This is a genomic window from Marinovum sp. 2_MG-2023, from assembly GCF_030548265.1.
GTDB lineage: Bacteria > Pseudomonadota > Alphaproteobacteria > Rhodobacterales > Rhodobacteraceae > Marinovum.
In genome coordinates this window covers 82,102-106,467 of record NZ_JAUOSD010000001.1, presented here as the reverse complement: position 1 = coordinate 106,467, position 24,366 = coordinate 82,102, and the positions used below count along the sequence as shown (strand labels likewise).

The following is a 24,366-nucleotide window of genomic DNA, read 5'->3' as shown; positions in this document are numbered from 1 at the left end:
CCCGAGGTTACCATTTGACAGCATGAGGCCGCACCCGAAGGCCCGGCCCCAAACCAGTATTCTCAGATTAGACGCGGCGACGCTTCGGCGGGCGGCAGCCATTGTGGGCCATCGGGGTCACATCACGGATCGAAGTGATGTTGAAACCGATCGCAGCCAGGGCGCGCAGGGCCGACTCACGACCCGAACCGGGGCCTTGAACTTCGACTTCCAGCGTCTTCATGCCGTGATCTGCGGCTTTTTTGCCCGCATCTTCAGCAGCCATCTGTGCGGCATAAGGGGTCGATTTACGCGACCCTTTGAAACCCATGGTGCCGGCGGACGACCATGCGATTGCATTGCCTTGTACGTCGGAAATCAGGATTTTGGTGTTGTTGAAAGAAGAGTTCACATGCGCAACGCCAGTTGCGATGTTCTTGGAAACCTTCTTCTTCGTTGCGCGACGAGTATCACGTGCCATTGGATCAGGCCTCCCTTACTTCTTCTTGCCAGCGATTGCTTTCGCCGGGCCTTTGCGCGTGCGCGCATTGGTATGGGTCCGCTGACCGCGAACAGGGAGGTTGCGACGGTGGCGCAGGCCACGGTAGCAGCCAAGGTCCATCAGACGCTTGATGTTCATTTGCACTTCGCGGCGCAGGTCACCTTCGACGCTATAGTTGGCGTCGATGTGTTCGCGCACGGCAAGCACTTCGGCATCGGACAGCTCGTTCACACGACGCGATTCGTCGATGTTCACGGATTTGCAGATTTCGCGGGCCGAGGTGTGGCCAATTCCGGTAATATAAGTCAGGGCGATCGGGACCCGTTTGTGGGTCGGGATGTTAACGCCGGCGATACGTGCCAAGTGTCATCTTCCTTTTGCGTTGCGGTTCCGTGGTTCCAGAACCTTTTTTCACAACGTAAGCCCGAGGCAATATGCGCCCGGGCCGCCGCTGATTTCGAGGTGATAGCATTCCCAAATGGGAATCACTCGCCTAAGGCGAGATAGGGGTAACTATGAGCCTGCGGGCGCATCGTCAACCCCCTGTCAAGAGTTTTCTAAAACGCGGACCCATTGTCGGTAAATCAGGGCCGGTGCCGGTCCGGGAATCGGAGTCAAAAACGATCAACCCAGCTGAATTCCCATTTCGTGGCGGACCTCAGCCGGTGACCCCATGCCGTCGATCGGACGCAGTTTACCCTTGGCATAGTAATAGCCAATCAGCGGCGATGTTTGCTTGTAATATGCCATCAACCGCGTGCGCAGGCTCTCTTCGTTGTCATCGGCGCGGCGCTTCTGATCGGTGCTGCCGCAATTGCTGCATTTGCCATCGGCGGGCCAAGGTTTGGTCTGGTCATTATAGACCTCGCCACAGGCACCACAGGTCGAACGCGCAGTGATCCGCGCCACCAGCGCCTCGTCATCGACCCGCATTTCGATCACGGCATTCAGCGATTTGCCATGTTTGGCCAGCAAAGCCTCCAGCGCGTCGGCCTGGGCCAGCGTCCGGGGGAAACCGTCAAAGATGAAGCCGCAATTGGCATCTTTCTCCAGTTTCTCTTCAATCAGACCGATCACGATCTCATCGGTCACCAGTTCACCGCGCGCCATGACCTCTGCCACGCGTTTGCCCATAGTCGTGCCACTGTCCTTGGCTTCGCGCAGCATGTCGCCAGTCGAAAGCTGAACCATACCGCGTTCCTGAACAAGAATGCGCGCTTGTGTACCTTTGCCCGCGCCGGGGGGGCCAAGAAGAATGATGTTCATGGGGTGTTATCTCCGGACAGGGCTGCGCTTCTTGCGCGACTTGCTTTTACCACGCAGCTGCGACTTCTGAATCAGACCTTCGTATTGATGGGCCAGAAGATGGCTTTGCGCCTGCTGGATCGTGTCCATGGTGACCGACACCACAATCAGAACCGAGGTGCCGCCGAAATAGAACGGGATCGCAAACTGACCGCGCAGAATTTCGGGCAACAGACAGACCGCCGCCAGATAGGCCGACCCGAGCACAAGCACGCGATTGACAACATATTCCAGGTATTCCGCCGTTTTCGGACCGGGGCGAATGCCGGGCACAAATCCGTTCTGATTCTTCAGGTTGTCCGCCACGTCATCGGGTTTGAACGAGACGTTGAAGGTGTAGAAATAGGCAAAGAACACGATCATGAAGGCGAAGAACGCCAGATAGAGCGGCTGGCCAGGGCCGAAATAGGCTAGGATCGTCGACATGATCGGGCTGGTCTGATTGCCGCTGAATGTGGCGATTGTGGTCGGCAGCAACAGCAGCGACGAAGCAAAGATCGCCGGGATCACGCCGGCCGGGTTCACCTTGACCGGCAGGTGGCTCTGCTGGGCTTCGGAAATTTTCATGCCCTGCTGACGGCGCGGATACTGGATCGTGATCTTGCGCAGCGCGCGCTCCATAAAGACCACGAACATAATCACCACGATCACCATCACCATGACCCCGACAATCACCGCCGGGCTGATGGCCCCGCTGCGGCCAGAGGCAAAGAATTGTGCCAATGCGGCCGGAACTTCGGCGATGATGCCAACAAAGATGATCAACGAGATGCCGTTGCCAAGACCACGTGCCGTGATCTGTTCACCAATCCACATCAGGAACATGGTGCCACCGACCAGGGTGATCACTGTCGCGGCGCGGAAATACCAACCCGGATCAGTGACCAGATCCCCGGCCTCAAGCGAAACCGCAAGGCCATAGGCCTGGAATGTCGCGAGGAACACGGTGCCGTAGCGGGTCCATTGGTTGATTTTCTTGCGGCCCTGCTCGCCCTCTTTTTTCAATTGTTCCAGCGCAGGCACCATCGAGGTCAGCAGCTGTACAATGATCGAGGCCGAGATATAGGGCATGATACCCAGAGCAAAGATCCCCATCCGGCCCAAAGCGCCGCCGGTGAACATCGACACCATGCCGCCGATCCCCTGGCCCGCCTGTTCCATGAACTCGCGCAGCGCCGCACCATCAATTCCGGGCACCGGAATAAAGGTGCCAAGACGATAGACGATCAGAAGACCGAGGGTGAAGAGGATGCGGTTACGCAGGTCGGTCGCCTTGCCAAGCGCCGCCCAGCTGGTGTTGGCCGCCATCTGCTCTACTGCTGATACCATGGCTTTAGTGTCTCGCTCTATGAAAACGCCGCCCTGACCGTTTTCCGGCGGGCGGCGTTTGGAAAACTGTAAGCTATGTAAGGGGCGAACGCGCCCCCCACAACCCGCTTATTCGGCTGCTGCTGCAGCTGTGACCGTCAAAGAGCCGCCAGCCTTTGCAACCGCATCAATTGCGGCCTTCGAGGCACCGGTGACCGAAATGGTCGCTTTGGTGGTCAATTCACCTTTGGCCAGCACACGCACGCCGTCCAATTTGCGGCGCAGCGCGCCCGAAGCGACCAGGCTGTCTTCGGTGATCGATGCGGCGTCAAGCTTGCCTGCATCAACAAATTTCTGGATCAGGCCAAGGTTGATAACAGCGTATGCCTTGCGGTTCGGCTTGTTGAAGCCACGCTTTGGCAGACGTTGGTACAGCGGCATCTGACCGCCTTCGTAGCCCTTGATCGCCACACCCGAACGGGATTTCTGACCTTTGATACCACGACCGGCAGTTTTGCCCATCCCGGAACCCGGACCACGGCCAACACGCTTGCGGCGTTTTGTTGCACCGGGATTGTCGTGAAGTTCATTCAGTTTCATATCGCTTCTCCTTGCCGGATGCTGCCCCGAAGCGAATTTGGCAGACCACGGCGTTTTTTGTTTACATGAGTCGTGACCTCATTGGGTCACCGGGCGCGTATAACGGCGCAAGCGGCGCCACGCAAGTGGTGCCGCGCTATCGTCGCATTTATGCCAACCCAAGCATCGGCTTGGTCAGCAAGATATCAGGCTTTGCCGCCGGTTTGACGCAGATAGTCAGTCCAGCAAGGCACCGGCTCTGCACGCAGGGCACGGGCAACACGGGCGGCGATCGATTTCAGAAATGTCATTGTTTTCATTCCAAGAGTGAGTGTCTGTGGCTGTCGTATACCCAGCCAGCGCCAACCACTAACGACAGTTTGACATACCCGATCTGCACAAAATGCAATCACCTTGCTGAAAGCACTGGCAGTTTGCAAACGCCGCCCAGGGCGCAATCAACCCGGCCGCAAAAATGCAAAAAAAACGCGCCGTTCCCGGCGCGTTCTGAAATGCTCAATGTGTGTTCGGACTGATGTCAGCCCGTTCAACGATCACCGCGGCAGAGGCTTACAGACCTGCTTGGTCCAAGGCGATTGCCTTGATGTCGCTGCGGCCGATGCCGATATCGGCCAGCTCGCGATTGGTCAGCGACGACAGTTCTGCATAAGTGTCAGCATAGACCTTCTGCTTGCGGGCGGCCGTTTGGATGCCTGCGAAGAAGTCATAAACCTTGGATGCAAAGCCAAAGCCGTCGTTTGTTGTTGCTGTGTTTTGGACAAATGCCATTTTCGTGTTCCTTTGGATGTGCCGTTCCCGATGGACCGGCCGCGCGCGTGGCGCATCAATGATGTTCGTGGGAGTGGGCTGGCCCTTACTGGCCGCTGCGCCGGATGCTTATGCTCCGCTCTACAGCCCCGCCCTTCCCCGATGTTTGGCTCAGAGCGCGCTTTCTGCGTGCTTCTTGGCAATTGCGCGAATGTTGCTGCGTGCTACGCCGATGTCGGCCAGTTCGCGGTCATTCAGATTTGCCAGCTCTGAGTATGTCTGCGCAAAGATCGCCCGACGGGCGCGCGCAGTTTTGAATGCTGTAACCAGCTTGGAAACGCTGGAATTCGGGCCGAAGCCGATGGAAGTGTTTGACAGTGCATGTGCCATGTTGTGCGTCCTTTCGAAGGTTCAGGGCCTATTCCCTGATGTTTGTTTGGTTTCACGTCCTCCGTGCCAAACAGATAGGCCGAGACGGCAGCGCTAACAACGCACGTTACAGACAACCCGCCATGCATTTTCTGCAATGCAGCATAAGGGCGTGCAAATTGACGATAAGGTACTGAAAATACTATAAATTTCAAACAACCAAGGATGTTTTCGTCGGGTCAGGCGCCCTGAAAACACGCCCAAACCACAACATGCCGCGACGTCATTTCGGACAGAATGCAGTCCATAAACGCGAAAACGCCCCCCGAAATCTCGGAGGGCGTTGTATTTTCACCGGTGCAACCTTGTAAAAAGGCTTAGCCGCGTTCTTCGATGATTTCGACCAGATGCGAGATCTTGCTGACCATGCCGCGGATCGAGGGGGTATCCTCAAGCTCGCGGGTTTTGTGCATCTTGTTCAGGCCCAGGCCGATCAGCGTCTTGCGCTGGATTTCCGGGCGACGGATCGGCGAACCGATCTGTTTCACGACGATGGTTTTTGCCATGTGCTTCAGGCCTCCTCAGCGACTTGGGTCGATTCTGCCGGGGCGTCTTCACGCTTGGGCAGGATGTCGGCCACTTTCTTGCCGCGACGCTGGGCCACCATACGGGGGCTCGATTCGCGGGTCAGCGCGTTCAGCGTGGCACGGATCATGTTATAGGGGTTCTGCGAACCGGTCGATTTTGCGACCACGTCCTGAACACCCAACATTTCGAACACGGCCCGCATCGGACCACCGGCGATGATACCAGTACCCTGGGGGGCGGTCCGCATGACAACCTTGCCGGCGCCATGACGACCTTCGATGTCGTGGTGCAGCGTGCGACCTTCGCGCAGCGGCACGCGGATCATCTGGCGCTTGGCTTGTTCGGTGGCTTTGCGAATGGCCTCGGGGACCTCTTTCGCTTTACCTTTGCCGAAACCAACGCGGCCTTTTTGGTCACCAACAACCACAAGAGCGGCAAAGCCGAAGCGCTTACCACCTTTTACGGTTTTGGAAACCCGGTTGATCGCGACCAGACGGTCTGCGAATTCCGGTGTCTCATCGCGATCGCGACGGCCCCGGCCTCTGTTTTCACGTTCTGCCATGTGGCAAATCCTTTATGTCTGGCGCGGCAATCGCGCCGGGTCTTTTCAATCGCAGTGGCCCCGGATCTCTCCGAGGCCCCCGATCATCGAGGAGCGCGAGTGACGCGCCCCCACATCTTAGAACTTCAGGCCACCTTCACGCGCAGCATCGGCCAGAGCCTTGATGCCACCGTGAAACAGGAAACCACCACGGTCGAAGTAACATTCTTCGACACCGGCTGCCTTGGCGCGCTCTGCGATAACAGTGCCCACTTTCGACGCGGCTTCCGCGTTGTTCTTGCCCAGAACGCCCAGATCCTTTTCGAGCGAGGACGCGGAGGCAAGTGTCTTGCCCTGCACGTCGTCGATCAGCTGGACCGAGATGTTCTTGTTCGAGCGATGGACCGACAGACGCACGCGCCCACGGTTCATCTTGCGGAGTTTGTTCCGGACGCGCAGACGGCGTTTGAGGAACAGTTGTCTTTTGCTGTTTGCCATTGCCTTCGTCCTTACTTCTTCTTGCCTTCCTTCTGGAAGATATATTCGCCTTTGTAGCGGATGCCTTTGCCTTTATAGGGCTCGGGCTTGCGCCATGCGCGAATGTTCGCCGCGACCTGACCGACTTCTTGAATGTCGTGACCTTCGATCACGATTTCAGTCGGCTTCGGAACAGTCACGGTGATACCTTCCGGAATTTGGAAATCAACGTCGTGGGACAGACCAAGGTTCAGTTTCAGAACCTTGCCCTGCAGCTGTGCACGATAACCAACACCTTGGATTTCAAGTTCTTTCTTGAAAGTGTTGGACACACCATGCACCAGGTTCGCCACAACGGTGCGGCTCATGCCCCATTGTTGACGGGCACGTTTGGACTTGCCGCGCGGTTCGACCTTGACGGTGCCATCTGCGATGGTCAGCGTCACGTCGTCGGTTGCGGTAAAGCTTTTGGTGCCTTTTGGGCCTTTGACCTCAATGGTCTGACCCGACATGGATGCCGTTACGCCATCAGGAAGAGCGACAGGCTGTTTGCCGATACGAGACATATCTCAAACCTCCTTAGAATACGGTGCAAAGCACTTCGCCGCCAATATTGGCAGTGCGTGCATTTGCATCCGACATGACACCCTTTGAAGTGGAGACGATGGAAACACCAAGGCCCTGACGGACCGTGGGGATTTCGTCCACACCCATGTACACGCGACGGCCCGGCTTCGACACCCGCTGCAATTCGCGGATGACGGGGGTTCCGTCAAAGTACTTCAGGCTGATTTCGATCGCGGGGTGACCGCGTTCGTCAGTGGTTTTCTCGTAGCCACGAATGTAACCTTCATCCGCAAGCACATCGAGCACCCAGGCCCGCAGCTTCGACGCCGGGGTCGACACAGTCGACTTGCCGCGCATCTGGGCGTTGCGGATACGAGTGAGCATATCGCCGATAGGATCGTTCATCTATATACCCTCCCTTACCAGCTCGATTTCACGACGCCGGGAAGCAGGCCTTTGGAGCCCAGTTCACGCAGCGCGATACGGCTGATGCGCAACTTGCGGTAGTACGCGTGCGGACGACCGGTCAGCTGGCAGCGGTTGTGCAAACGGGTTGCCGACGAGTTGCGCGGCAATTTCGCCAGTTTCAGACGCGCTTTGAAGCGCTCTTCCATCGGCTTGGATTCGTCGTTTGCGATTTCTTTGAGTTCGGCGCGTTTGGTGGCGTATTGTGCCACCAGCTTCTGGCGCTTCTTCTCACGTTCGATCATTGCTTTCTTAGCCATGTCTTTATCCTCTCGCCCGCGTCACGAATTGAAGGGCATGTTGAATGCTTTCAACAGCGCCTTGGCTTCCGCATCAGTTGCCGCGGTGGTGGCGATCACGATGTCCAGGCCCCAGGCCTCGTCCACCTTGTCGAAGTCGATCTCGGGGAACACGATATGTTCCTTGATACCCAGGGCATAGTTGCCACGGCCATCAAACGACTTGCCCGAAATGCCGCGGAAGTCGCGGATACGGGGCATAGCGACAGTGATCAAACGGTCGAGGAAGTCATACATGCGCGCGCCGCGCAGGGTCGCCTTGGCGCCCATTGGCATGCCTTCGCGAACGCGGAAACCCGCGATCGAGTTCTTGGCAATGGTGACAACCGCGTGTTGACCGGCAATTGCTGTCAGATCGGCCTGGGCCGATTTGGCTTTCTTGCTGTCTTTCACGGCGGCGCGACCGCAGCCAATGTTCAGAACAATCTTGTCCAGACGCGGGATCTGCATCTCGTTCTTGTACGAGAATTCTTCTTTCAGAGCACCACGGATGGTGTCGTCATAAAGCGAACGCAGACGCGGGGTATAAGTTGCAGCATCAAGCATCAATCACGTCCCCCGTGGTCTTGGCAAAACGAACCTTCTTGTCACCTTCCATGCGGAAACCGACGCGGGTTGCTTTGCCATTGGCATCCAGAAGCGCCAGGTTCGACAGGTCGATCGGCATTGCCTGGGGGGTACGACCGCCCTGGCTTGTCTGGGATTGTTTCTGGTGGCGGATGGCGACATTGACGCCTTCCACAATTGCTTTGCCTGCGGCGGGATTGACCGAGGAAATCGAACCCTCTTTGCCTTTATCCTTGCCGGCCAGCACGACGACCTTGTCGCCCTTTTTCAACTTGGCAGCCATCTTACAGCACCTCCGGGGCGAGCGAGATGATTTTCATGAAGCTTTTGGCGCGCAGTTCACGAACAACCGGCCCGAAGATACGGGTGCCGACGGGTTCGTTGTTGTTATTCAGGATAACAGCTGCGTTGCGATCAAAGCGGATCGCTGTGCCGTCTTCACGACGGACTTCTTTGGCGGTGCGCACGACGACGGCCTTGCGGACGTCACCTTTCTTTACGCGACCACGCGGGATGGCTTCCTTTACCGAGACGACAATGATGTCGCCAACAGAAGCGTATTTACGCTTGGAACCACCCAGAACCTTGATGCACTGCACCCGGCGAGCGCCGGAGTTGTCAGCGACATCCAGATTGGTCTGCATCTGGATCATGGGGTTTCTCCTGACCTTTGGGGGGCTTTATTGCCTGTTCCCCAGGGTTTCGATCAAACCAAAAGGCCTGGGGGCGCTTACGCCTCCAGAACCTCCCAGCGTTTCGTCTTCGACTTCGGGGCACATTCGATGATTCGAACTGTGTCGCCGACCTTGAAGGCGTTCTTTTCATCGTGCGCCCGGTACTTCTTGGACTTACGAATGGTTTTCCGCAGAACCGGGTGCTTGAAACGGCGTTCCACCGACACGGTTACGGTTTGGGCGTTGGCATCGCTGGTCACGGTGCCAGAAAGGATACGTTTGGGCATTTTCTGGCTCCTTATTCAGCTGCTGCTGCGGCTTTTTGGTTCAAAATGGTCTTCACGCGCGCCACGTCACGCTTAACAGTGCGCATGCGGGCTGTGTTTTCCATCGACCCGGTCGCTTGCTGGAAGCGCAGGTTGAACGATTCTTTTTTCAGATTGGCCAGATCTTCACGAAGCTGATCCGGCGTCTTTTCACGCAATTCGTTGGCTTTCATCGCCTTTTTTCCTTCTTCAACATCAACGGAGGGCCCCGCGAGGGGTCACCCTTTGTCCGCTGGAGTGCTTGGATGAAGGGGCCGTATAGGCGTGAAACCACATCTTGGCAAGGTGTTTTCCCGTTCCACCGGGAATACTCGTGATTGCCCATTATCCAGCGCGGGTTTAAACCAGCCCCATGGCCAATATCCGCTCTCTCTTTGTGACCCGCCTTTACCGTGCTCCGCTGTCGGAGCATAGCCCGATCCTTAACGCCGCAGAGTTGGAGAACTCCTGCCTTGTGATTGCCGAAGATGACGAGGCCGGCCAGGATTGGTGTGAGGATAACGATTATCCCGGCTATACTTCTTATGCCTCGTTGACCGACCTGCCCTGGCGGTTTCCGATCTTTGCCGATCTGGTGAAATCGCTGGATGCCCATGTCGCGGCCTTTGCCGAGGATCTTGAATTTGACCTCGACGGGCGGGCGCTGAAGCTTGAAGATATCTGGATCAACATCCTGCCAGAGGGAGGATTTCATTCGTCACATATTCACCCGCATTCGGTGATCAGCGGCACCACCTATGTTGCGATGCCCGACGGGGCCTCGGCGTTGAAATTGGAAGATCCGCGATCGGAACGGATGATGGCCGCCCCGGCACGCCGCAAGGACGCGCGCGAAGATCTGCGCACCTTTATATACGAGGCCCCCAAAGTCGGCGATGTCCTGCTGTGGGAAAGCTTCCTGCGCCATGAGGTGCCGATGAACGCCTCGGAAGACAACCGGATCAGTGTCAGTTTTAACTACGGCTGGAGCTGACCTTCAAAATTTTGGCAAAATGTGCTATCTAAGGCGCCCCGAGTGAGTCCGAACCCAACGCGAGGAAACACCAATGGACGCCATCCAGACCAGTGACTATGCCAGCCGACTGATTGCCGCCCACGGCGACAGCGCGATTATCGAAGTCTCCGCCAAGATGCGGGAATGCGAGGCCGCGGGCAATGAGGCCGAGGCCGCCGATTGGGGGCGTGTGCGCGACACGATCCACCGCATGCGTGGCCCGCGCCAGAAGTGACCGCCGCCCACTGACCTGTTGCCCCCTGCCCCGCCGGACGCCAGACGACTTTGGCGGGCAGCTATGGGGGACGGCCTTGGGGGAATGCGCAACTTTGCAATTGGACCTCTTGCCAGCGCGGGGCCGCGCGGCTAGGCCTTCGCCATGCGCATCATACGAGACTTTCAATTCATCGAGCCACAGGATCGCGGCACCAGCGTCGCCATCGGCAATTTCGACGGTGTCCATCGCGGGCACCTGTCTGTCATTGATCTGGCGCGACGTGCCGACGCACCGCTGGGGATTTTGACGTTTGAACCGCATCCACGCGAATTCTTTGCCCCCGATGCCCCGCCCTTCCGCTTGATGTCACCCGAAGCACGGGTGGGCCGGTTGGAAAAGCTGGGCGTGGAAAAGCTTTATGAGTTGAATTTCAACCATGCTTTGGCCGGTCTGTCGCCGGAAGAATTCTGCGCCCGCGTGATCCGCGACGGTCTGGGCTTGACCCATGTGGTGGTGGGGGCCGATTTCTGTTTCGGCAAGGGCCGCGCCGGCAATGCCGCCGATCTGGTTCGATTTGGCGAACAGATGGGGTTTGATGTCACCATCGCCCCGCTGTTGCAGGAAGGCACGGATCAGATCTCCTCGACCGCCATTCGCCAGGCATTGGCCGAGGGCAAGCCAGAGGCGGCCGCCGAAATGCTGGGCCATTGGCATCGCATTGCCGGGCCGGTCGTCGGGGGCGAACAACGCGGCCGCACCTTGGGATTTCCGACGGCGAACATGGGGTTGGCCGGGCTGCATCTTCCGGCGTTTGGCGTTTACGCGGTCTTGGTGGACGTCAAGGACGGCCCCCACAAAGGCAGCTATCACGGCGCGGCCTCGCTTGGGGTGCGGCCACAATTCAACGGTCAGATGCCCAACCTCGAAACCTTCTTGTTCGACTTTTCCGGCGACCTTTATGGCGCGCATCTGTCGATTGGTCTGGTGGCCTATCTGCGCCCCGAAGCGACATTTGACAGCCTTGAGGCCTTTATTGCCCAGATGGAGGATGATTGCGCCCGCGCCCGTGACATCCTGACAGCCCTATGAGCGATCCAATCAACCGCAGCGGCCTGAGCCCGCGTTTCTGGGAAAAGAAACCGCTGAAAAAGATGACCCCCCAGGAATGGGAGGCGCTGTGCGACGGCTGTGGCAAATGCTGCCTGAACAAGCTTGAGGACGAGGACACCGGCGAAGTCGAGTTGACCAATGTCGCCTGCCGTCTGTTTGACGATGGCACATGCCGCTGTTCGCAATATGAGATCCGCCACCAATTTGTCCCCGAATGCATCGTGATGACGCCGGACAATATCGACACCCACGCCTATTGGATGCCGCGCACCTGCGCCTATCGCCTGTTGTGGCAGGGCAAATCCCTGCCCGAGTGGCACCCGCTGAACACCGGCACCGCCGACAGCGTTCATGATGCCGGCGTGTCGATGCGCGGCCGCACGGTGCCGGAATTCGAAATCGACGAAGACGATTGGGAAGATCACATCATCGAGGAACCGCTCTGATGTTCTTTGCCTCCGACAATTCCGGCCCGGCCCATCCGCGCGTGATGGCGGCATTGGCGCAGGCCAATCAGGGCCACGCCGCGCCCTATGGCAATGACGATCTTTCCGACCGGGCCGCTGACGCCGTGCGTACCCTATTCGAAGCGCCCGATGCCGCGGTCTATCTTGTGGCCACCGGCACCGCCGCCAATGCGCTGGCCCTGGCCTGCCTTGCGCGGCCCTGGGACACCATATTCTGTACCGCCGCCGCGCATGTGCAGGTCGACGAATGCAATGCGCCAGAGTTCTATTCCGGCGGGGCGAAGCTGTCTTTGGTCGGGACCGAGGACCGCATGTTGCCCGCCGCCCTGACCGAGGCCATGACCCGCCACAACAGCGGCGATCTTCACATGGCGCAATGTGGCCCGGTCACGCTGACCCAGGTCACCGAATGGGGCACGCTTTATGAATTGCAGGATCTGCATACCCTGTCCGACATTGCCCATGGGTTTGGCAGCGCCGTGCATCTGGACGGCGCAAGATTCGCCAATGCGGTTGCGGCGCTGGGATGCACACCTGCGGACATGAGTTGGAAGGCCGGTATTGATGTCGTCAGCTTTGGCGGCACCAAAAACGGCCTGCTGGGGGTCGAGGCCGTTGTGATCTTTGACCCGGCCCGCGCGCGGGAATTCGAATTGCGCCGCAAGCGCGGGGCGCATCTGGCATCCAAACATCGGTTCCTTGCCGCCCAGATCCTGGCCTATACCGAAGATGATCTCTGGCTGGATATGGCAAGGCAGGCGAACGCGAATTGCGCCAGATTGGCGGCGGGCCTGCGCAGCTGCGGCGCGGTGGAGTTCGCCTATGAGCCGCAGGCCAACATGATTTTCTGCGCCTTGCCCCGTGACCTGCACCGCCATCTTCAGGCATCCGGCGCGCAATATTCGCTGTTTGGGTCGCTGGAGGGTCAGGCGCAGGAAACACTGTCCTGCCGTCTGGTCTGCGATTGGTCGTTGACGTCAGAGCAGATTGATCAATTTCTGGATCTGCTGCCCAAATAACGGTGCGTGTTGACCACGCACCGTTCCGACACCCTCAATACGAATGCGCCGCATAGATCCGCGTCAGATCGCCCTGCCATTCACCGTCATATTGATCCAACAATTCATCGGCCGGCACTTTGCCACTGTCGAGGCTTTCGCGCAGTGCATTCAGGAAATGGGTTTCATCCGGCACCAATCCGCCGGACCCCGGCCGCGCCCGCGCCGTCAATCCGGCCTCGGAAATGGCAACAACTTCGCGTGCGAGATCATGCATGTTCACACCGGCCACCTTGGCCTGCAAACCGTCGACCGATGCCGCGACCCGCAATTCCTCGCGGGTTTCTGCATCCCAATCCTTGACCAGATCATAAGCCGCATCCAAAGCGCCCTGATCGTAGGTCAGCCCAACCCAGAACGCAGGCAAGGCACACAGCCGCCGCCAGGGGCCGCCGTCGGCACCGCGCATTTCGATGTATTTCTTAACCCGCGCCTCGGGGAACAGCGTTGTCAGGTGATCGGCCCAATCGCTCATTGTGGCCACTTCACCGGGCAAGGCCGGCAGTTCGCCCTTTAGAAAATCGCGGAACGACATGCCCAGCGCATCAATATATTTGCCATCGCGATAGACAAAATACATCGGCACATCGAGCGCATATTCCACCCAGCGCTCGAACCCGAAACCTTCTTCGAACACAAAGGGCACCATGCCGGTGCGCGCATCATCCAGATCCCGCCAGATCCGCGAGCGCCAGGATTTGTGACCGTTCTTCTTGCCCTCGAAAAACGGCGAATTGGCAAACAGCGCGGTGGCAACGGGCTGCAAAGCAATCGCCACCCGCATCTTTTGCACCATGTCGGCCTCGGACCCGAAATCAAGGTTCACCTGCACCGTGCAGGTCCGCCGCATCATTGACCGGCCCATGGTGCCGACCTTGCCCATATAGGCATCCATCAGCTTGTACCGCCCCTTGGGCATCAGCGGCATCTGATCATGGTTCCATTCCGGCGCCGCGCCCAACCCAATGAAGCGGACGCCAATTTCATCTGCTATGTCTTTGACTTCGCGCAGGTGCTGGTTCACCTCGTCACAGGTCTGGTGAATGGTCTCCATCGGTGCGCCGCTGAGTTCCAGCGCGCCGCCGGGTTCCAGGCTGACGTTGGCGCCGTCTTTTTCCAGCCCGATCAGCTTGCCACCCTCGGTCACCGGGGCCCAGCCATGCCGGTCCCGCAGCCCGTTCAGCACCGCTTCGATCGACCGCACCCCTTCATAGGGCAGCGGCTGCAGCGTATCTTTGCAATAGCCGAACTTTTCATGTTCGGTGCCGATACGCCAGTTTTCCTTTGGTTTACAACCGGATGCCAAATACTCGGCAAGTTGTTCCCGCCGTTCGATCGGGCCACCGCCGGATTGAGGGATGGACATGGGGGTGCTCCAATCTGGTGTTGTTGAGGGCTAAGGGATGGGCGGAAATGCGCCGCAAGTCAATGCAGGGCAACTGTGGTTTCGTACCGTTTCCAGATCACGGTTTCGTTGGATGTCTCGCGACCCAATTCGCGCAACATGTATTCGGTGCGCAACCCCGGCAATGTGGCAAAGGCATCAAACAACGCCTCGCCGCCCTTGGCCGACACCGGGATATGCAATGGATCGTTGCCGGGCTGCACCAAGATCCAGTGGGCCGGAAACAGACGCCGGTCGAGGCTGATCCGGGCGATTTCAGCCAGATCCACCGCGCCGCCGGTCAGCGGGCCGAAATAGGCGACCCGCCCTTCGACGACCTGCACAACCCCGGGGCCGTCGCTGTCCGCACGGAATCGCGCGCGTTGGTATCCCAGAAAGATCAGAGCCCCGGAAAGACCCAACAGCCCCAAACCGACGCCATTGATCATCCAGCCCTGAACGCCGAACAACCACCATGCGCCCAGCGCCGCCAGTCCGAGACCGCCAATCACCTCGCGCCAGCGCCAGATCGCGGCCTTGGCCTCTGTTCTGATGAAACTCATCGCCAATCCCCCAGCGCCATCTGCCACAGGGTCAGCGCCGCCACCGCCGCGGTTTCCGCCCGCAGGATACGCGGGCCCAGCGCCACCGGATGGGCAAAATCCAAAGCACGCAATCGCGCATGTTCCGACGCGGAAAACCCGCCTTCCGGCCCAATCAAAATCGCCCAGGGTCCGGGCCCCGCGGCGATGAGGTCCGCCAGGACCAAAGAGCCGCCGACACGGGTCTCATCGCAGAACATCAGCTTTCGCTCAGCGGGCCAATTGTCGAAAATGGTGGAAAGTTTCTGAATATCCGCCACATCCGGGACAAATGTCGCGCCACATTGTTCGGCCGCTTCAATCGCATGGGCACGCTGTTTGTCGGCGCGGATACGGTCAGAATTGGTGAACTCGCTCTGCACCGGAACGATCCGGCGCACCCCCATTTCCACCGCCTTTTCGACAATGAAATCCGTGCGCGCTTTTTTCACTGGCGCAAACAACAGCCAAAGATCCGGCGGCAGACCCTGTTCCTTTGTCTGCGCCTGACAGATCAGGATGCCGCCGCGTTTGCCCGCCTGCACCACTTCGGCCCGCCATTCGCCGTCCTGGCCATTGAACAACAACAGTTGCGCACCCGCCGTCAATCGCATCACCCCAAAAAGGTAATGCGCCTGTTCGCGGGTCAGAGGAATGGTTTGCCCCTGCCCCAATGCATGTTCTACATACAGTCTGATCGTGCCACTCATGGGAATACAGATATGTCAGAGCAACGCCCGTTACCAGAGGCCGATGGTCAGGTTTCGGATGCAGTGCAGGGCAATTGGGTAGATCGCCTGGCCCCCGCCCCGACACGCCCCTATCTGCGGCTCAGCCGCGCTGACCGTCCGATTGGCACTTGGCTGCTGCTTGCGCCCTGCTGGTGGGGATTACTCCTTGCAATGGTTCGAGATAGACAAGCCTCGCCGCAAGATCTGTGGATATTTATCGGTTGTGGGTTCGGTGCATTCCTGATGCGTGGCGCGGGCTGCACCTGGAACGACATCACGGACCGCCATATTGACGGCTCTGTCGCCCGCACTGCATCGCGGCCAATTCCGTCAGGTCAGGTCAGTGTCCGTCAGGCCGTGGCCTGGATGGCGGCGCAGGCGCTCATCGCCTTTGCCATTTTGCTCACATTCAATGTTGCCGCTATCCTCCTTGGAATCCTGTCGCTTTTGCCGGTGGCTGTGTATCCTTTTGCCAAGCGGTTCACCTGGTGGCCGCAGGTTTTCCTCGGCCTTGCATTCAACTGGGGCGCGCTTTTGGCCTGGACCGCGCATTCCGGGCGGCTGGAACTGCCCGCGCTGGTCCTCTACCTCGCCGGGATCGCCTGGACGTTGTTTTACGACACGATTTACGCCCTTCAGGACAAGGAAGATGACGCGTTGATCGGGGTGAAATCGACGGCGCGTCTGTTTGGTGAGGCCACACCGATCTGGCTGCGGCGGTTTCTGGTCGCAGCGGTCACGCTGATGGGGCTGGCGGTGTTGCTGGCTGCCCCCTCGGGCGAGATCCTGACACTTGTGGTGGCGCTGGCCGGGCCTTGGGCGCTAGGCTGGCACATGGTGTGGCAAATGCGGATGCTGGACGTCGACAATATGGACCGGCTGTTGATGTTGTTCCGCTCGAACCGCAATGCCGGTCTGCTGCCTGTGCTGTTTTTCGCCGGTGCGATGGCCCTGTGATTGAAGTTGTCGGGCACCCGGCGTATCTCAGGCCAGATTGAACAATATCCGGGACACCCGAATGCGTCTTTCGACCTATATTCTGCCAGCCTCAATCTTTGCCTTAGCCGGCGTCACAGCTGTCGTGGCCGCAGGATTTTCCGTCACACTGGTAGAAGACGCATCGCGCCGGGCCGTGGACGAACAGCTTCAGCAGGCCGGATTGACCTGGGCCTCGGTTGACACCACCGGGCTTCAGGTTTTTGTGATTGGCACCGCCCCGAACGAAGCCGACCGTTTTCGGGCCCTATCCAACGCCGGTCAGGTGGTGGATGCCGCGCGGTTGATTGACCAGATGGATGTGGTCGACACCCAGGATCTGGCGCCACCGCGATTCTCGATCGAAATTCTGCGCAATGATTCCGGCATCTCGCTGATCGGCCTGGTGCCCCAGGGTGCACGCCACAAGGACATGGTCGCCAAACTGGCCAAGCTGGTCGGTCAACAGAATGTCGCTGATCTGATGGAAACAGCGGATCATCAGACGCCCGAAGGTTGGGACAAAGCGATGGGGTTTGCGCTGGAGGCCTTGACGCGCCTGCCACGCTCCAAGATCTCGGTCGAGGCCACAAGGGTCGAGGTCACGGCAATGACCGACAGCGCCGAGGAGAAGCAACGCACCGAAACCGCCCTGCGCCGGGTCAAACCGGAAAATGTCGCCATTGAATTGGCGATTTCCGCACCGCGCCCGGTGATCACGCCCTTTACCCTGCGCTATGTCATGGAGGGCGGCGAAGGCCGATTTGACGCCTGTTCCGCCGACACCGAAGAAGCGCGCAATCGCATTCGTGCCGCCGCCGCTGGCCATGGGCTGACGCGCGATGCGGCCTGCACCATCGGTTTGGGCGTGCCAAGCGCGCGCTGGGCCGAAGCGGCAGAAATGTCGATGGCCGCGTTGAACACGCTGGGCGGCGGGACAGTCACGCTTTCGGATGCGGATATTTCCCTGATTGCCACCGAAGGCACCGATCAGGCCCTGTTCGATCAGACGGTGGGATTGTTGGAAAACACCCTGCCGCCGGTCTTTGCGTTGACTGCGGTGCTGCCGGAAACGCCAGAGGTCAACACAGATGGCCCGCCGGAATTCACCATCACCCTGTCACCAGAGGGTCAGGTCCAGATCCGCGGCCGCGTCACCAGCGAAATCGCCCGGTTGACCGCCGAAAGCTATGCCAAGGCCGCGTTCGGCAGCGACGTGGTGCGCATGACCGCGCGCGTTGACGAGACCCTGCCCAAAGGCTGGCCCGTTCGGGTGCTGGCCGGGATCGAGGCGCTGGCCCATCTGGCCCATGGTGGCGTGACGATGACGCCCGACGATCTGCGGGTCAACGGCAATACCGGCGACAAAGAGGCCAGCGCCGCCATCGCCAGCCTGCTGGCCGAAAAGCTGGGCGAAGGGGCGGAATACACCCTGAACGTCACCTATGTAGAGGCGCTTGACCCCGAAGCCGCACTTCCGACACCAGAGGAATGCCTGCGCCGGATCGGCGTTGTCCTGGGCGACCGCAAGCTGAATTTTGAACCGGGATCAAACACACTGGATATCACCGGCAAGGACATCATGGATGACATTGCCGAAGTGCTGAAAGGGTGTGGACCAATCAATCTGGAAGTCGCGGGTCATACCGACAGCCAGGGCCGCGAAAGCATGAACCAACAGCTGAGCCAGGACCGGGCGGATGCCATCCTGTCCGGCCTGCGCGACCGCCGGGTGCTCACATCGGGGTTCCGCGCGACGGGATATGGCGAAGAACAGCCCATCGCCGACAACCAAACCGAAGAAGGCCGCGAGGCCAACCGGCGCATCGAATTCCGCCTGTTCGAAGCAGAAGGCAGCGAAGAATCCGAAACGCCCCTTGAAAGCGAAGAGAATTCCGTGGAAGAAGGCGACGCTTCAGCCACGGAGGGCGCAGAGGATGAACAGAACTGAGTTTGTAATCGCAACCGCGATCATCCTCTTTGTAGCCTTCTGCCTTGGATGGTTTGCTAATTGGCTGATGCATCGGTTCACCGCCGTCTCAAAATCTGATGTTGGCGAGTTGGAGCGGATGAGCCAGGAGCTGCATGAAGCCGAGGAAACCCGCGATCAGGCGATTACCTATCTTCAACAGCGCGAAGCGGAATTGACCAACCAGCTGGCCCAAACCGAAGCCGAGCTTAACGCCGCCATGGAAGGCCTGCGCGATGCCCGCCAAGAAGCCGAGGAACTGCGCGCCTATGTCGAGCGGGTTCAGCAAAACGTGACCTAAGGCCGCCAGCCAATCCTGACCTGCGATTTGGATGTGTCAGGACCGGGCCATTGGATGGCCCGGCCAATTGGCCATTATCCGTCTTTGCGAATGGTTTCGTTTTTCGGGTCATAGGGGCTGTCACAGGTCACAACCGCATCCCAAAGCGTATCGAACATCCGCAGCTTCAGGTGCTGGCCTTCTACTGCCAGATCGGGCCGCACGTATCCCATGCCGATGCTTTTGCCAAAGGCCACCGAATAACCACCCGAGGTCAGCCGCCCGATCTTTTCGCCATTGAGGTAGAGCGCCTCGCGCCCCCAGGGGTCTGCATCCGCTGGTCCGTCGATCAACAAGGTCACACATTTCGATCTGACGCCCAGCGCCTGCATCTTTTCCTTGCCGCAGAATTCCTTGCCCAGATCGACAAAGCGCGGCAAATCAGCCTCAAGCGGCGTGGCGTCCCGGCCCAGTTCATTGCCAAAGGCGCGATAGCTTTTTTCTTGCCGCAGCCAGTTCTGCGCGCGGGCCCCAACCAATTTCAGCCCGTGTTTTTCGCCTGCCGCCTCCAAAAGATCGAAGAGGTAGTTCTGCATTTCGATCGGATGGTGCAATTCCCAGCCCAATTCACCGGTATAAGCAACGCGGATCGCCACGGTCGGACACATCCCCAGTTCAATCTCCCGCGCCGAAAGCCAGGGGAACCTCTTGTTCGACAAGGCCGTGGCCGGGTCAGCATCCTTGATCACATCCGCCAACAGTGCCCGCGATTTTGGCCCCGCGACCGCAAAGACGCCCCATTGCGTGGTGACATCCTGCACCAGCACCATCTTGCCAGTGCGGGCCATGAAATCTTCGGCAGATTTTTGCAGATAATCCGCGTCATAGGCGGTCCAGGCCCCGGCAGAAACGAGGTAAAATCCGTTCTCTTCACGGCGCACGATGGTATATTCGGTGTGTGTCGTGCCCGCGCCGGTCAGCGCATAGGTCAGGTTGATCCGGCCCACCTTTGGCAATTTGTTGGTGGTAAAGTGGTCGAGGAATTCCGTCGCGCCGGGCCCCGAAACCCAGTGTTTGGTAAAGGCGCTGGCGTCAATCAGGCCAACACCCTCGCGCACGGCCTGCGCCTCTTGTTTTGCATATTGCCACCATGCGCCCCGGCGAAAGGATCGCGAATCGTGGTCGAAATTGTCCGGCGCATCCAGCGGTCCGAAATAATTCGGCCTCTCAAATCCGTTCACACAGCCGAACTGTGCGCCGCGTGCCTTCATCCGGTCATAACACGGTGCTGTGCGCAGCGGGCGACAGGCCTCGCGTTCTTCATCGGGGTGATGCAGGACATAGACGTGTTCGTAACATTCCTCGTTCTTGCGGGCCGCATATTCGGTGGTCATCCAGCGGCCATAGCGTTTGGGGTCAAGCGACGCCATGTCGATTTCGGCCTCACCTTCCACCATCATCTGGGCAAGGTAATAGCCCGTGCCACCCGCCGCCGTGATGCCAAAACTGAAGCCCTCTGCCAGCCACATGTTGCGCAAGCCCGGCGCAGGCCCGACCAGCGGATTGCCATCCGGGGTATAGCAGATTGGCCCGTTGAAATCGTCCTTCAGCCCCACCGTTTCCGACGACGGAATCCGGTGGATCATGCTCATGTATTCCTCTTCGATCCGCTCCAGATCAAGCGGGAACAGATCGGCACGGAAACTGTCGGGCACACCATATTCAAACCGCGCAGGCGCGCCGCGTTCATAGGGACCAAGAATCCAGCCGCCCCTTTCCTCGCGCACGTACCATTTGGCATCTGCATCGCGCAGCACCGGATGCTCGGCTTGGGTCTTGCGATAGTCCACCAAGGCTGGATCTGGCTCTGTCACGATGAACTGATGCTCCACCGGAATGGCCGGGATCTTGATCCCCAGCAATTGCGCGGTGCGCTGCGCGTGGTTGCCGGTGGCGGTGACAACATGTTCGGCGGTGATCACGGTGGTTTCTTCCGAGGGCACCAGATTGCCCCCCTTTTCCACCATCTTCGTCAGCGTGACCCGCCACTCTGCCCCAGTCCATTCATAGCCATCGACCTGCCATCTGCGTTCGATGGTGACACCGCGTTGTCTGGCGCCCTTGGCCATAGCCATGGTGACATCAGCCGGGTTGATATAGCCATCGGTCGGGTGGAAAATCGCGCCTTCCAGATCCTCGGTCCGCACCAACGGCCACCGGTCGCGAATTTGACCGGCACTTAGCCATTCATATGGGATTCCAACCGATTCCGCGGTCGCGGCATATAGCATATATTCATCCATCCGCGCCCGGCTCTGGGCCATGCGCAGATTGCCAACGACGGAAAACCCGGCATTCAATCCGGTTTCTTCTTCCAGCGTTTTATAGAATTTCACCGAATAGTCGTGAATATGGCTGGTGGCATAGGACATATTGAACAGCGGCAGCAGACCGGCGGCATGCCATGTTGACCCAGAGGTCAGCTCGTCGCGTTCCAGCAAAACCACATCCGACCATCCGGCTCGCGCCACATGATAGGCGACCGAGGTGCCAACCGCACCGCCACCAACAACAATCGCTTTGACATGAGATTTCATCACGGGAGCACTCCAATGGGACGTCCCTTTGTGAATACCGCGATGAAACGCAGCAGGCGAAACCGACCCGACCAGTGAAGGAAGAAAAGCGACATTTCCCATTTGCCGGCCCCGCAATCGCGACGGGAAACCCGATGCTTTGACGATTTCATCGCCGGGTCAGGCGGCGGGATAACGCAACCGGTCGCTATGCCCGCTCCGAACTATTCCTTGTCGACACTGCAAAACGACGTTCCGCCGCAACTGCCCTTTTGGGCCGGGCGTTGCTTGGCACCGAACCGATTGACCTTGACCTCGGTTTCCGTGCCCGACTTCTGCGCGGCGGCCAATTGCCCCTCCAGCTCTGCGCGCTTTTCATCCCACGCCTTTCTGGTGTCCTCCAACCCGCTGACGTTGGCACCGCTCAGCTCCTTCAGGGTATCCAGCGTTTCCCAGGCCGCAGCCTCCAGATCCAGATCCGATTGCGCGCGGTCAATTTTTTCGGCTTGGTGCCTCTTTGCCAAAACCGCCTTGGCAAAGGTCACTTCCTCGGCCTTGGACAATGGCGGTGCGCTGCTGCCCACCGCCACAAGTGGCGTGTCCAGCAATCCGTTCATACCGTCATAGTCAATCGCACCAAGGAACTGTCGAATATCTGTTTCATTCGCCCCCAAAGCACGCAAGTAAATCTGAATTTCACCAACTTTGGCCGACAGATGCCAATCGACCTCCAATCCGGTTTGGGTGGAACTCGCCAGTATTTTGGCCCAGACAATCCCCCGCACCACGACAAACGGCGCTTCGGTCTCAAGCGCCCGCATATTGTTTCCGGCCATTTCCATGCTCGCCTGCTGGATCTCCAGGCCCTCGAATGACGCGGGTTTCAATGCGGTGATTTCGACCAGCTTGGCACCGTTTTCATAGAGCCAGGTGGTTGTGCCGCGCTGTTTGACCAGGGTTTCCTCCAGGCCGTTGGCATGCAACCCGATGGCATTGGTCCCGTAGAATTGGGAATAGCCCAGCAATTCCTCTTCGGCACCGGCAAGACCCGGCATGATCTTGCGATCCTCGGTGACCCAGGCGCGTCTGCTCCACCCTTCGGGCGCATCGGGCAGATAGGCGCGCGGCAGATTTGACTGCCCGTTCACCGATCCGCCGCTCATATTTGTCAGCCAGCTCGTGCGTTCCTGAAGATCGACGACATAGGTGTCAAAATCCGACACGCTGTCCTTGTTGGTGACCTGATCATAGAAATCTGCCGCAAAAAGCAGCAGCACCAGCGCCAAAATAACCGCACCCGTCGCCAAATACCGCATAAACCACTCCGATTACATCTTTCCGCCCTGTATCTTGGGAAAATCTGGCGCAATTGCGGTCATGACGGTGCGCAATGCCGACAAAATTTCGAAAACTTTCGGCGCTTCATGCGCCATGGCGCGCCCTGCGGCGGAATCGCGCTGATTTCCTCGGGGATAGCTCTTTCGCACCTTGCCCCACGTCCTTATAAGAACCCGTGGCCGGGCTCGGGTGCAGAGTCGCGGCCCCGTTTTCGTGGCACAGAAATCGCAGCACCAAAGGCAAGGGTATCCCCCGAAATGTTCTCATTGTCCGACCTGACAGGTTTGTTCTCGGCTGATATGGCCATCGACCTCGGCACTGCCAACACATTGGTTTATGTCAAAGGCAAAGGTGTGGTCCTGTCGGAACCCTCTGTTGTTGCCTATCACGTCAAGGACGGGGTGAAACGCGTGCTGGCCGTGGGCGAAGACGCCAAATTGATGTTGGGCCGGACCCCGGGCAGTATCGAGGCCATCCGCCCGATGCGCGAAGGGGTGATCGCCGATTTCGACACCGCCGAAGAGATGATCAAACATTTCATCCGCAAGGTGCACAAGCGGTCGACCTTTTCCAAACCGAAAATCATCGTCTGCGTCCCCCATGGCGCGACCCCGGTGGAAAAGCGCGCGATTCGCCAATCGGTTCTGTCGGCGGGTGCCCGCAAGGCCGGATTGATTGCCGAACCCATTGCCGCCGCCATTGGTGCCGGCATGCCAATTACAGACCCCACCGGCAACATGGTTGTCGACATCGGCGGCGGGACGACCGAGGTCGCGGTGCTGTCGCTGGGCGATATCGTTTATGCCCGCTCGGTACGTGTCGGCGGTGACCGGATGGATGAGGCGATCATCAACTATCTGCGTCGCCAACAGAATATTCTGGTCGGCGAAAGCACGGCAGAACGTATCAAGACCTCGATCGGCACCGCCCGCATGCCCGATGACGGCCGCGGCGCGACCATGCTGGTCCGGGGACGTGATCTTTTGAATGGTGTGCCGAAAGAGACCGAAGTCACCCAAGCCCAAATCGCCGAGGCGCTGGCCGAACCGGTTCAGGCCATCTGCGAGGCGGTGATGACCGCATTGGAAACCACGCCGCCCGATCTGGCCGCCGACATCGTTGATCGCGGTGTGATGCTGACCGGTGGTGGCGCGCTTCTGGGCGATCTCGATCTTGCGCTGCGCGAACAGACCGGGCTGGCGGTGTCAATCTCGGACGAATGTCTGAATTGTGTGGCGCTTGGCACCGGCAAGGCGCTGGAATACGAAAAGCAGCTGCGCCACGCTATCGACTACGACAGCTAAGTCGCAGCAAGCACCGGGGGCCTGCCTGCCCCCTGCGCCTGCCCTGCTTGCCAAATCAGCCTCGCCAC

The 24,366-nt window shown here is 59.0% G+C and carries 32 protein-coding genes; 9 read left to right on the top strand and 23 right to left on the bottom strand.

The features are described 5' to 3' along the window. Positions 1-67: 67 nt before the first annotated feature. From rpsK to rpmC, 18 genes are all read right to left on the bottom strand, one after another. Positions 68-460: a 30S ribosomal protein S11 gene (gene rpsK / locus Q4577_RS00560; RefSeq protein ID WP_303467258.1), complete on the bottom strand. Its 393-nt coding sequence runs from the start codon at positions 458-460 to the stop codon at positions 68-70. Positions 461-475: 15 nt separating this feature from the next. After that, a complete protein-coding gene (rpsM, locus tag Q4577_RS00555; RefSeq protein WP_303467260.1) occupies positions 476-844 on the bottom strand; it encodes a 30S ribosomal protein S13 in 369 nt (122 codons plus the stop codon). A gap of 261 nt (positions 845-1,105) precedes the next feature. Further along, entirely contained in the window at positions 1,106-1,747 is a 642-nt protein-coding gene (locus Q4577_RS00550) for an adenylate kinase (protein WP_303467262.1), read from the bottom strand. Between the two features lie 6 nt (positions 1,748-1,753). After that, positions 1,754-3,115 carry a preprotein translocase subunit SecY gene (gene secY, locus Q4577_RS00545; protein WP_244685711.1) on the bottom strand — a complete coding sequence of 454 codons (1,362 nt, stop codon included), beginning with the start codon at positions 3,113-3,115 and terminating at the stop codon, positions 1,754-1,756. Between the two features lie 108 nt (positions 3,116-3,223). Continuing rightward, the gene (rplO, locus tag Q4577_RS00540) at positions 3,224-3,694 is read right to left on the bottom strand and encodes a 50S ribosomal protein L15 (protein WP_244685708.1); all 471 of its coding nucleotides are present in this window, start codon (positions 3,692-3,694) and stop codon (positions 3,224-3,226) included. Positions 3,695-4,243: 549 nt separating this feature from the next. Further along, entirely contained in the window at positions 4,244-4,462 is a 219-nt protein-coding gene (locus Q4577_RS00535) for a DUF1127 domain-containing protein (protein WP_303467267.1), read from the bottom strand. A gap of 150 nt (positions 4,463-4,612) precedes the next feature. Further along, positions 4,613-4,831, bottom strand: coding sequence for a DUF1127 domain-containing protein (locus Q4577_RS00530; RefSeq protein ID WP_303467269.1), 219 nt, complete (start codon positions 4,829-4,831; stop codon positions 4,613-4,615). Between the two features lie 356 nt (positions 4,832-5,187). After that, a complete protein-coding gene (gene rpmD, locus Q4577_RS00525; RefSeq protein WP_244685702.1) occupies positions 5,188-5,376 on the bottom strand; it encodes a 50S ribosomal protein L30 in 189 nt (62 codons plus the stop codon). Between the two features lie 5 nt (positions 5,377-5,381). Then, entirely contained in the window at positions 5,382-5,960 is a 579-nt protein-coding gene (gene rpsE, locus Q4577_RS00520; RefSeq protein WP_244685700.1) for a 30S ribosomal protein S5, read from the bottom strand. A gap of 117 nt (positions 5,961-6,077) precedes the next feature. After that, on the bottom strand, positions 6,078-6,437 hold the full coding sequence (rplR, locus tag Q4577_RS00515) for a 50S ribosomal protein L18 (protein ID WP_244685698.1): 360 nt from the start codon (positions 6,435-6,437) through the stop codon (positions 6,078-6,080). Between the two features lie 11 nt (positions 6,438-6,448). Next, on the bottom strand, positions 6,449-6,982 hold the full coding sequence (gene rplF / locus Q4577_RS00510) for a 50S ribosomal protein L6 (protein ID WP_244685696.1): 534 nt from the start codon (positions 6,980-6,982) through the stop codon (positions 6,449-6,451). 13 nt (positions 6,983-6,995) lie between these two features. Further along, positions 6,996-7,388: a 30S ribosomal protein S8 gene (rpsH, locus tag Q4577_RS00505; protein ID WP_244685694.1), complete on the bottom strand. Its 393-nt coding sequence runs from the start codon at positions 7,386-7,388 to the stop codon at positions 6,996-6,998. A 14-nt stretch (positions 7,389-7,402) separates the two neighbouring features. Continuing rightward, entirely contained in the window at positions 7,403-7,708 is a 306-nt protein-coding gene (gene rpsN / locus Q4577_RS00500; protein WP_244685692.1) for a 30S ribosomal protein S14, read from the bottom strand. Between the two features lie 21 nt (positions 7,709-7,729). Further along, a complete protein-coding gene (gene rplE, locus Q4577_RS00495; RefSeq protein WP_244685689.1) occupies positions 7,730-8,293 on the bottom strand; it encodes a 50S ribosomal protein L5 in 564 nt (187 codons plus the stop codon). Further along, positions 8,286-8,597: a 50S ribosomal protein L24 gene (gene rplX / locus Q4577_RS00490; RefSeq protein ID WP_244685687.1), complete on the bottom strand. Its 312-nt coding sequence runs from the start codon at positions 8,595-8,597 to the stop codon at positions 8,286-8,288. Before rplX ends, rplE begins: the two co-directional genes overlap by 8 nt. A 1-nt stretch (position 8,598) precedes the next feature. Then, a complete protein-coding gene (gene rplN / locus Q4577_RS00485) occupies positions 8,599-8,967 on the bottom strand; it encodes a 50S ribosomal protein L14 (protein ID WP_042456818.1) in 369 nt (122 codons plus the stop codon). A gap of 77 nt (positions 8,968-9,044) precedes the next feature. Further along, positions 9,045-9,275 carry a 30S ribosomal protein S17 gene (gene rpsQ / locus Q4577_RS00480; protein ID WP_244685685.1) on the bottom strand — a complete coding sequence of 77 codons (231 nt, stop codon included), beginning with the start codon at positions 9,273-9,275 and terminating at the stop codon, positions 9,045-9,047. Between the two features lie 11 nt (positions 9,276-9,286). After that, positions 9,287-9,487, bottom strand: a complete 201-nt coding sequence (rpmC, locus tag Q4577_RS00475) for a 50S ribosomal protein L29 (protein WP_303467282.1) — start codon at positions 9,485-9,487, stop codon at positions 9,287-9,289. Positions 9,488-9,666: 179 nt separating this feature from the next. Between rpmC and Q4577_RS00470 the strand changes: the two genes are divergently transcribed. The 5 genes from Q4577_RS00470 to Q4577_RS00450 all read left to right on the top strand — a co-directional run bounded on the left by Q4577_RS00470 (position 9,667) and on the right by Q4577_RS00450 (position 13,121). Further along, positions 9,667-10,287, top strand: coding sequence for a TIGR02466 family protein (locus Q4577_RS00470; RefSeq protein WP_303467284.1), 621 nt, complete (start codon positions 9,667-9,669; stop codon positions 10,285-10,287). A 73-nt stretch (positions 10,288-10,360) separates the two neighbouring features. Further along, entirely contained in the window at positions 10,361-10,543 is a 183-nt protein-coding gene (locus Q4577_RS00465) for a hypothetical protein (RefSeq protein WP_244685683.1), read from the top strand. Between the two features lie 144 nt (positions 10,544-10,687). Next, positions 10,688-11,614: a bifunctional riboflavin kinase/FAD synthetase gene (locus Q4577_RS00460; RefSeq protein WP_244685681.1), complete on the top strand. Its 927-nt coding sequence runs from the start codon at positions 10,688-10,690 to the stop codon at positions 11,612-11,614. Further along, a complete protein-coding gene (locus Q4577_RS00455) occupies positions 11,611-12,081 on the top strand; it encodes a YcgN family cysteine cluster protein (protein WP_244685679.1) in 471 nt (156 codons plus the stop codon). Before Q4577_RS00460 ends, Q4577_RS00455 begins: the two co-directional genes overlap by 4 nt. Beyond that, on the top strand, positions 12,081-13,121 hold the full coding sequence (locus tag Q4577_RS00450; RefSeq protein WP_303467290.1) for a low specificity L-threonine aldolase: 1,041 nt from the start codon (positions 12,081-12,083) through the stop codon (positions 13,119-13,121). Before Q4577_RS00455 ends, Q4577_RS00450 begins: the two co-directional genes overlap by 1 nt. Before the next feature lie 34 nt (positions 13,122-13,155). On the opposite strand, the gene Q4577_RS00445 is transcribed toward Q4577_RS00450, so the two are convergent. Genes Q4577_RS00445 through Q4577_RS00435 form a run of 3 tightly spaced genes read right to left on the bottom strand, consistent with a single transcriptional unit; the run spans position 13,156 to position 15,835 of the window. Further along, positions 13,156-14,526 carry a glutamate--cysteine ligase gene (locus tag Q4577_RS00445; RefSeq protein WP_303467291.1) on the bottom strand — a complete coding sequence of 457 codons (1,371 nt, stop codon included), beginning with the start codon at positions 14,524-14,526 and terminating at the stop codon, positions 13,156-13,158. A 59-nt stretch (positions 14,527-14,585) separates the two neighbouring features. Then, entirely contained in the window at positions 14,586-15,107 is a 522-nt protein-coding gene (locus Q4577_RS00440; RefSeq protein WP_303467294.1) for a hypothetical protein, read from the bottom strand. Continuing rightward, entirely contained in the window at positions 15,104-15,835 is a 732-nt protein-coding gene (locus Q4577_RS00435) for a 16S rRNA (uracil(1498)-N(3))-methyltransferase (RefSeq protein WP_244685671.1), read from the bottom strand. The genes Q4577_RS00440 and Q4577_RS00435 overlap by 4 nt, the downstream gene beginning before the upstream one ends. Before the next feature lie 12 nt (positions 15,836-15,847). Between Q4577_RS00435 and ubiA the strand changes: the two genes are divergently transcribed. From ubiA to Q4577_RS00420, 3 genes are all read left to right on the top strand, one after another. Then, positions 15,848-16,813: a 4-hydroxybenzoate octaprenyltransferase gene (gene ubiA / locus Q4577_RS00430; RefSeq protein ID WP_303467297.1), complete on the top strand. Its 966-nt coding sequence runs from the start codon at positions 15,848-15,850 to the stop codon at positions 16,811-16,813. Between the two features lie 61 nt (positions 16,814-16,874). Then, positions 16,875-18,782, top strand: a complete 1,908-nt coding sequence (locus tag Q4577_RS00425) for an OmpA family protein (protein ID WP_303467299.1) — start codon at positions 16,875-16,877, stop codon at positions 18,780-18,782. Beyond that, positions 18,769-19,101 (top strand): hypothetical protein, encoded by a 333-nt coding sequence (locus Q4577_RS00420; RefSeq protein ID WP_244685665.1) that lies wholly within the window; start codon positions 18,769-18,771, stop codon positions 19,099-19,101. The genes Q4577_RS00425 and Q4577_RS00420 overlap by 14 nt, the downstream gene beginning before the upstream one ends. Before the next feature lie 74 nt (positions 19,102-19,175). Here the strand turns inward: Q4577_RS00420 and Q4577_RS00415 are convergent, their stop codons facing one another. Beyond that, on the bottom strand, positions 19,176-21,677 hold the full coding sequence (locus Q4577_RS00415) for an FAD-dependent oxidoreductase (protein WP_303467486.1): 2,502 nt from the start codon (positions 21,675-21,677) through the stop codon (positions 19,176-19,178). A gap of 203 nt (positions 21,678-21,880) precedes the next feature. Further along, entirely contained in the window at positions 21,881-22,972 is a 1,092-nt protein-coding gene (locus Q4577_RS00410) for a hypothetical protein (RefSeq protein WP_303467301.1), read from the bottom strand. Between the two features lie 279 nt (positions 22,973-23,251). On the opposite strand from Q4577_RS00410, the gene Q4577_RS00405 reads away from it, so the two are divergent. Further along, positions 23,252-24,298, top strand: coding sequence for a rod shape-determining protein (locus Q4577_RS00405; RefSeq protein WP_303467303.1), 1,047 nt, complete (start codon positions 23,252-23,254; stop codon positions 24,296-24,298). The last annotated feature ends 68 nt before the right edge of the window (positions 24,299-24,366 follow it).

Coding starts and splice junctions, on each gene's coding strand:
- rplF (WP_244685696.1), bottom strand. CDS start 6,982: ATGTCTCGTATCGGCAAACAGCCTGTCGCTCTTCCTGATGGCGTAACG.
- rpsH (WP_244685694.1), bottom strand. CDS start 7,388: ATGAACGATCCTATCGGCGATATGCTCACTCGTATCCGCAACGCCCAG.
- Q4577_RS00535 (WP_303467267.1), bottom strand. CDS start 4,462: ATGGCATTTGTCCAAAACACAGCAACAACAAACGACGGCTTTGGCTTT.
- rpsE (WP_244685700.1), bottom strand. CDS start 5,960: ATGGCAGAACGTGAAAACAGAGGCCGGGGCCGTCGCGATCGCGATGAG.
- rplO (WP_244685708.1), bottom strand. CDS start 3,694: ATGAAACTGAATGAACTTCACGACAATCCCGGTGCAACAAAACGCCGC.
- ubiA (WP_303467297.1), top strand. CDS start 15,848: ATGTCAGAGCAACGCCCGTTACCAGAGGCCGATGGTCAGGTTTCGGAT.
- rplR (WP_244685698.1), bottom strand. CDS start 6,437: ATGGCAAACAGCAAAAGACAACTGTTCCTCAAACGCCGTCTGCGCGTC.
- Q4577_RS00465 (WP_244685683.1), top strand. CDS start 10,361: ATGGACGCCATCCAGACCAGTGACTATGCCAGCCGACTGATTGCCGCC.
- rpmC (WP_303467282.1), bottom strand. CDS start 9,487: ATGAAAGCCAACGAATTGCGTGAAAAGACGCCGGATCAGCTTCGTGAA.
- Q4577_RS00455 (WP_244685679.1), top strand. CDS start 11,611: ATGAGCGATCCAATCAACCGCAGCGGCCTGAGCCCGCGTTTCTGGGAA.
- Q4577_RS00435 (WP_244685671.1), bottom strand. CDS start 15,835: ATGAGTGGCACGATCAGACTGTATGTAGAACATGCATTGGGGCAGGGG.
- rpsK (WP_303467258.1), bottom strand. CDS start 460: ATGGCACGTGATACTCGTCGCGCAACGAAGAAGAAGGTTTCCAAGAAC.
- Q4577_RS00410 (WP_303467301.1), bottom strand. CDS start 22,972: ATGCGGTATTTGGCGACGGGTGCGGTTATTTTGGCGCTGGTGCTGCTG.
- Q4577_RS00460 (WP_244685681.1), top strand. CDS start 10,688: ATGCGCATCATACGAGACTTTCAATTCATCGAGCCACAGGATCGCGGC.
- Q4577_RS00440 (WP_303467294.1), bottom strand. CDS start 15,107: ATGAGTTTCATCAGAACAGAGGCCAAGGCCGCGATCTGGCGCTGGCGC.
- rpmD (WP_244685702.1), bottom strand. CDS start 5,376: ATGGCAAAAACCATCGTCGTGAAACAGATCGGTTCGCCGATCCGTCGC.
- rplE (WP_244685689.1), bottom strand. CDS start 8,293: ATGCTTGATGCTGCAACTTATACCCCGCGTCTGCGTTCGCTTTATGAC.
- Q4577_RS00470 (WP_303467284.1), top strand. CDS start 9,667: ATGGCCAATATCCGCTCTCTCTTTGTGACCCGCCTTTACCGTGCTCCG.
- secY (WP_244685711.1), bottom strand. CDS start 3,115: ATGGTATCAGCAGTAGAGCAGATGGCGGCCAACACCAGCTGGGCGGCG.
- Q4577_RS00405 (WP_303467303.1), top strand. CDS start 23,252: ATGTTCTCATTGTCCGACCTGACAGGTTTGTTCTCGGCTGATATGGCC.
- rplN (WP_042456818.1), bottom strand. CDS start 8,967: ATGATCCAGATGCAGACCAATCTGGATGTCGCTGACAACTCCGGCGCT.
- Q4577_RS00415 (WP_303467486.1), bottom strand. CDS start 21,677: ATGAAATCTCATGTCAAAGCGATTGTTGTTGGTGGCGGTGCGGTTGGC.
- Q4577_RS00420 (WP_244685665.1), top strand. CDS start 18,769: ATGAACAGAACTGAGTTTGTAATCGCAACCGCGATCATCCTCTTTGTA.
- rpsN (WP_244685692.1), bottom strand. CDS start 7,708: ATGGCTAAGAAAGCAATGATCGAACGTGAGAAGAAGCGCCAGAAGCTG.
- rplX (WP_244685687.1), bottom strand. CDS start 8,597: ATGGCTGCCAAGTTGAAAAAGGGCGACAAGGTCGTCGTGCTGGCCGGC.
- Q4577_RS00530 (WP_303467269.1), bottom strand. CDS start 4,831: ATGGCACATGCACTGTCAAACACTTCCATCGGCTTCGGCCCGAATTCC.
- rpsQ (WP_244685685.1), bottom strand. CDS start 9,275: ATGCCCAAACGTATCCTTTCTGGCACCGTGACCAGCGATGCCAACGCC.
- Q4577_RS00425 (WP_303467299.1), top strand. CDS start 16,875: ATGCGTCTTTCGACCTATATTCTGCCAGCCTCAATCTTTGCCTTAGCC.
- Q4577_RS00445 (WP_303467291.1), bottom strand. CDS start 14,526: ATGTCCATCCCTCAATCCGGCGGTGGCCCGATCGAACGGCGGGAACAA.
- Q4577_RS00550 (WP_303467262.1), bottom strand. CDS start 1,747: ATGAACATCATTCTTCTTGGCCCCCCCGGCGCGGGCAAAGGTACACAA.
- Q4577_RS00450 (WP_303467290.1), top strand. CDS start 12,081: ATGTTCTTTGCCTCCGACAATTCCGGCCCGGCCCATCCGCGCGTGATG.